The organism is Leptolyngbya sp. FACHB-671, assembly GCF_014695745.1.
Classification (GTDB): Bacteria; Cyanobacteriota; Cyanobacteriia; order Elainellales; family Elainellaceae; genus JAAUTN01.
The window spans coordinates 472616-478615 of sequence record NZ_JACJOV010000127.1 but is presented as its reverse complement, the minus strand read 5'-3'; the positions used below and the strand labels follow the sequence as shown (position 1 = coordinate 478615).

Below are 6000 nucleotides of genomic sequence, written 5' to 3'. Positions count from 1 at the left end.
GTGTGCCATGCGTTGGAAGATTGAGCAGTTTCATCGGGAAGTCAAACAAACGACGGGTATCGAATCGTGTCAATGCCGTAAGCAGCGAATCCAGCGCAATCATATCGCTTGTGCTTTGCTCGTTTGGACCCGCTTGAAGCAGCTTGCTCAGGCTACGGCAACCAGCATCTATCAACTCAAGAGCAGACTGTTATCCCACTATTTGATTGGGCAACTCAAATCACCCACTCTTGCTATGAAATTGGGCTAAGCTGACCACCACATTTAGTACATCTGCGTAAGTCCTGATGATAAGTCGTGCCTTGCTGAACGCGGTTCAACAGGAAGAACTCGATCAAGCCTTGCAGGAACCACCTGAGGATGGTGGAATCTGGAATGGACCGAAAGTGGCACAATGGATTGCCAAGCGAACGGGTCGGCAGAAGGTTCATCCTCAACGAGGATGGGATTACTTGCAGCGGCTCAACTACAGTGGGCAGCGTCCTCGTCCGAGTCATGCGAAGGGGGATGCAGAAGCTCAAGCTGCATTTAAAAAAACTTGCCGCAACGAGTTGAGCAATTGAGACAAGCTTATCCTCAGGCTGAGGTTGAAGTTTGGGCGTTTGATGAGCATCGCTTGGGGCTCAAACCCATTATTCGCAGAGTGTGGGCAAAGCGAGGACAACGCCCAAATGCGCTCGTGCATCATCGCTATCAATGGCTTTACCTGTATGCGTTTGTTTGTCCTCATACCGGACAAAGCGAGTGGCTCATCCTATCCAGAGTAAGTGTGGCTTGGTTCAACCGAGCTTTGCAGGCGTTTGCTCAAGCAGTCGGAGCAGGAGCCAACAAACAGATCGTGCTGGTGATTGATGGAGCAGGTTGGCATCGAGCTAAGCAAGTTGTTGTACCAGAAGGCATTTATCTAGAATTTCTGCCTCCCTATTCTCCAGAACTGCAACCTGCTGAACGGTTATGGCAGTTGAGTGATGAACCACTAGTCAACCGCAAATTTGAGAACTTAGATGCCCTCGAAGAAACGTTAGCATCTCGTTGTCCTACTCTTTCAGCAATGCCAGACACCATTCGTGGACACACACTTTTCCATTGGTGGAAGGAGAAATAAAATAGTGTCACTTTACGATCCGGATTCCGTATTAGTACTTAATCTTTGGAGGGGAGGGGAGTAATTGAATTACTAGACTTCACCTATGAATCAGTTTCTAAAGCGTGAATGGTAGCGCGGCTGAGTTACGCTACCATTCACGCAGAACGTCTACTAATGAGCGGAAGCTGATGACTGAGGTGGCATGACTACTTTTTTCGCTAAACCCAGTGTTTTTAAAACTTGAATTGCCCACCAGGTAACGTCTACTTCCCACCATTTCCAACCTGCTTTTGCCACATTAGGATGAGCATGATGGTTATTGTGCCAGCCTTCCCCATAGGTGAGAATAGCTGCCCACCAGAGATTGCGAGATCCGTCTTCTACTTCAAATGAGCGATAGCCAGTCATGTGAGTAGCAGAATTAATCAACCAGGTGCTATGCCAGAGTATGACTGCTCTCAAGATTGAGCCATAGATTACAAAAGACCAGCCGCCTAATGCGAAGAGCAACAGTCCTAGAGGAATTTGCAGCAGCAGAAAGTTGCTATCGAGCCAGCGGTAATAGGGGTCACGAGCTAAATCAGGCGCGTATTTCTGGTAAGTTTCTCGCTTAAAGAATTCAGCACGAGGATAGAGTAACCACAACATGTGGCTCCACCAAAATCCACGGCTGGCAGCGTAGGGGTCTTTATCTGCGTCTTCAGTATAAAGATGATGTTGGCGATGTCCAGAAACCCAGAAAATCGGACCACCTTGGAGTGCTAGAGCACCGATCGTAGCGATGATGTATTCCAACGGTTTAGGAACTTGAAAGCTGCGGTGCGTTAGGAGGCGATGATAGCCTAGGCAGATGCCAATGCTGCCCAGTAGCCAGTGTAAAAAGATCGCGGCACCTAAAGCAGACCAGGAGAAAAACCAGGGAGCCAACAGTGCAAGAAGATGGATTGATCCAAAAAAGACCACATTTACCCAGTTCAGCACCAGGGGCTGACCGCCTGCAGTGACGGTTTGCATTGAATTAGAAGTCATAAATCTTCCTTAAAAAATGCCTTGCATCAATCCAGCCCATTCAGGAAAGCCGTTTGGAACACTTAAGTTTTCCTTTTGTTGATTTGGCTTCACGCTGATTTAGGAATACCGTTAAAGTAAAAGGGGAGTGCAAGTGCTACTTACATTCTTAGCGTAACAACGTTCCCGTTTAAATGCAAGTAGCACTTGCATATTTTCATGAGTTCTCAATCTAATTCAACTCGACAGCGTTTAATCCGAGCAGCGCTTCAGCTATTTACGGCTCAAGGCATCACTGAGACGACCACTCGACAGATTGCTGAACTGGCGGATGTGAATGAAGTAACGCTATTTCGGCAGTTTGGCAATAAGCAGGGTTTGCTTCTGGCGGTGATTGAAGACACGGGAATTTTCACTCGTTTAGGAGAGTCTTTGGGGCAAGCAGCCAATAATGCTGATGATATTACTCATGCGCTCAATTCCTACGGCGAAAAATGTTTGCAGAAGTTAGACCAGATGCCAGAGCTTGTCCGATCGCTGATTGGGGAAGCAGGAAAATTTTCTTTAGAAAATCGGCAGGCGTTGGGGCATGGGTTAGCTCAAGTCAATCACTATACGGCGCAATATTTAGCAACTGTGCTTCAAGGGCACCCGCTAACTCACTTTTCGGTAGAGAAGCTGGCTGGATTTCTCAACTTGTCGCTGTTGGGATATGCCACGCTTGAGTTGACTAGTGAGTTTCATGACCTTTGGAGCGATCGCCACGATTTTGTCATTGACCTGGTGGAATTATTGCTTCGGAGTGCTGTATTGATTTCGGAACAAACCAGTATTCCTTCAGCGACCGCCGACTCAGTTGACGCAGACGAGGTTAAGCCTGCTTTAGCAGATTCAAAGCCAGCCGTCGCGGATTTACCTGCCAACCTGGTTCAAACAATTTTGCAGCGGGCGAAAAAGTTGGATGTTCAAGACTATGCTTTGGCCTATGTTCTATTCGGGGCGGGTTTGAGTCCTGTAGAAGTTGTCGGACTGCAGCGATCGCACTACCTTCAAGAGACGCAGCAGCATTTGCTTCAAGTCAATCAAGGGGTATCTCGTCAAGTGCCCCTCAACCAATGGATCATGGGGCAACGCCACGGTTCTGTGACTCGTAATCCTTTAACGCAGTGGGTTAAAACTCGTAAGGATGAGCGAACTGCTCTATTTCTAAATGAGGCAGGAAGTCCGATCTCAGAAGTGGAAATTCGTCTGCGCTGGCAGGTCTGGGTAGAAGATTTGACCACGCTATCGGGACAACCTCTGCGGATTGAGCAGGCACGGCAAACCTGGTGTGTGGAGATGTTGCTGAGGGGAATTAGCCTGGAAAATTTGAGTATTCTCAGCGGTTGGACTGCTACACAGCTACAGCCCTATGTTCAAAGAGCTAGAGAAAAGGCTGCTTTACAGCAGGCAATTCAATTAGATCAAAAGCCCAAAGGACAATCTGCTTCCCCTACTACTACGGGACAAGATTTAGAAAACCTTTGATGCGCCGGTCAAATGGCTAGTTCAGGGTCGTATGAGTTGTTTGTAACATTCCTCATTTTAGCTGTTCTCCGGTATCTAAGATTACATCTTCCCGCTGAGAGCCTTTGCTAAGTTCATCCTCGAATTCAATAAATTTTGGTGTGAGGATTAGATGCGTAAGTTCCTTTGGCGAACGCTGCTGCTGAATGTAGCAGCTTTGGCTTTTTATTGGGTCGGTGCAGGGGAGGCAATCGCTAGCGAAACCGAAATTCGCCCAGTTTCTCAAAACGCTGATTCTCAAAACTCTGAACCGCAAGCAGCATCCACTTCTGTTGAGGCGCTTGAATCTTTTGTTGAGTTTGAGAACATTGATCGTTCAGCCCTATCGCCTAGTGGGTTGGAAATCGCTCAAACAGAGGTTCCAAATACTACCCGTATAGAGCCTACTGAGATATTCTCAGCAGAACCAAGCCCAGCAAAACTAATCCCAGCAGAATTAAGTATGGAGAATGGCGATCGCATTTCTCCCATAGCTGAAATAGAATCACCTTCCTCTGTCACACACACTGCTTCGTCACCCGATCTTCGGGGAGCGATGTCTCAGCTCAGCTCAGTTTCCCAGCTATCTGACGTTCAGCCCACGGACTGGGCTTTTCAGGCAGTGCAATCTCTCGTAGAGCGCTACGGCTGCATTGCCGGATACCCTGATGGTACCTATCGCGGCAATCGATCGCTGACTCGCTACGAATTTGCAGCAGGGCTAAATGCCTGTCTCGATCGGGTCAATGAGCTAATTGCTGAGGGTCTGGCGGATGCAGTGTCCCGTGAAGACTTAGCAACAATTGAGCGACTGCAACAAGAATTTGCAGCAGAACTGGCTAGCCTGCGCGGTCGGGTCGATACGCTGGAAGCTCGAACCGCCGAACTGGAAGCAAACCAGTTTTCAACCACAACAACTTTAAGTGGCTTGGTTTGGTTTAACCTCACTGGAGCTTTCGCGGACGGAGATATTCAAGTAGAAACGTCTGATATCACAGCCCCTCCTGTAATTAGACCGGCAGGACGAGATCCCGTTACAGGTAGACCCCTAACTGCAGAAGTTACGGATGATCCAGAAATCACCTTTAGCAACTTGGCCTGGATAACGCTCAACACTTCTTTTACAGGGCGGGACAATTTGGTGACGCAGTTGGCGGTGGGTAATGGAGACTCCCCTGCTAATGTTTTCGCTTCGGCAGGTCTCTACAACACGTTCGGAGTTCCCTACACTGACCAAACGGGTGGAGTAAACATTGGCGATGTCACCGTAGTCGTTCGAGAACTGTTTTATGAGTTTCCGGTAGGCGACGATGTTCAAGTGATCGTTGGACCTAGAGTTAACTGGTACCGATACTTTGACAACAACAGCTTCACCTTCTTCCTCAACGGCACTAGCAGTTTCAACTCAATTGGCAGCACACTGCTGAATACCATTGACCGAGGCTCAGGTGCGGTAGCGCTCTGGCAACTGAGTGACCAATTCCGGTTGGGCGTAGGCTATTTGGGCGAGAACAACGAATTCCTTCCAGCTAGCCTATTTAGAACTTCTTCGGACCCTGACGAGGGTTTGTTTGGTGGAACCAATACCCTGACTGCTGAGCTGACTTATTCTCCTACCAGCACCTTTAATGTCCGACTGCTGTACAACCGCTCTAATCTGAATGCCGTATTTGGACAAGTTGGTGGAGCACCCGGAGAACCCATCTATGGATTATTAGATGATGGAGCAGGTGGCGGATTGAATGACGCGACTGCCGATACCTTCAATATCAACTTTGACTGGTTGATTACGCCTGGTATCGGAATCTTCAGCCGATATACCTATGGCATCACGCACATCGAGCCAGGAGATGTAGACGCTCAGTCATTTCAGGCAGGGTTGGCTTTCCCTGATCTAGGTAAAGAGGGGGCTCTGGCAACGCTTTCATACATGATTCCTTTCTCAGTGCTAGACGGTCGTGAGTTTTTGGTCTCGGGGGGTGGCGATGGTGGAGTGCAGTATGAATTTGAAGCAACGTACTACTACCCTCTGACCGATAACATTGCATTAGTTCCTGCGTTTTATATAATTGGCAACGCTAACAACTTTAGCGACAACCCAACTATCTACGTTGGCAACTTACGGGCACAGTTTGCCTTTTAGTCTGCCTTCTTAACATTCCTAAACAGCTTTTGTACAGACGCAGCTGATTGCGTCTGTACAAGACCCTGACTGGCATACAGCCTTGCTTCTTTTGATCTGAATACTCTGCTTTCCTTGAGCTAACTGCCTCTTGGTCAAGTTATCGATCAGTTTGTGAAGCGTTTTGTAACTCTTGTTTCGTCTTGTATGATCCGAGTCCCAGTCTCCATAAAATCCG

5 protein-coding genes and 1 pseudogene are annotated in these 6000 nt (G+C 48.1%); 5 read left to right on the top strand and 1 reads right to left on the bottom strand.

All coding sequences use genetic code 11. The annotated features are described in order from the left end of the window. The 3 genes and pseudogenes from H6F93_RS18620 to H6F93_RS18610 all read left to right on the top strand — a co-directional run. Positions 1-250, top strand: a pseudogene (locus H6F93_RS18620) (IS701-like element ISPlag1 family transposase); the annotation flags it as partial. A gap of 52 nt (positions 251-302) precedes the next feature. Next, the gene (locus H6F93_RS18615; RefSeq protein ID WP_242043507.1) at positions 303-563 is read left to right on the top strand and encodes a helix-turn-helix domain-containing protein; all 261 of its coding nucleotides are present in this window, start codon (positions 303-305) and stop codon (positions 561-563) included. Then, a complete protein-coding gene (locus H6F93_RS18610; protein ID WP_190683656.1) occupies positions 560-1105 on the top strand; it encodes an IS630 family transposase in 546 nt (181 codons plus the stop codon). The genes H6F93_RS18615 and H6F93_RS18610 overlap by 4 nt, the downstream gene beginning before the upstream one ends. Before the next feature lie 153 nt (positions 1106-1258). Here H6F93_RS18610 and H6F93_RS18605 read toward each other — a convergent pair whose 3' ends face one another. Continuing rightward, positions 1259-2116 carry an acyl-CoA desaturase gene (locus H6F93_RS18605; protein ID WP_190683653.1) on the bottom strand — a complete coding sequence of 286 codons (858 nt, stop codon included), beginning with the start codon at positions 2114-2116 and terminating at the stop codon, positions 1259-1261. Positions 2117-2314: 198 nt separating this feature from the next. Here H6F93_RS18605 and H6F93_RS18600 point away from each other — a divergent pair, with 198 nt between their 5' ends. Continuing rightward, positions 2315-3622 (top strand): TetR family transcriptional regulator, encoded by a 1308-nt coding sequence (locus tag H6F93_RS18600; protein WP_190683649.1) that lies wholly within the window; start codon positions 2315-2317, stop codon positions 3620-3622. 151 nt (positions 3623-3773) lie between these two features. Further along, positions 3774-5783, top strand: coding sequence for an iron uptake porin (locus H6F93_RS18595; RefSeq protein ID WP_190683647.1), 2010 nt, complete (start codon positions 3774-3776; stop codon positions 5781-5783). Positions 5784-6000: the final 217 nt, after the last annotated feature.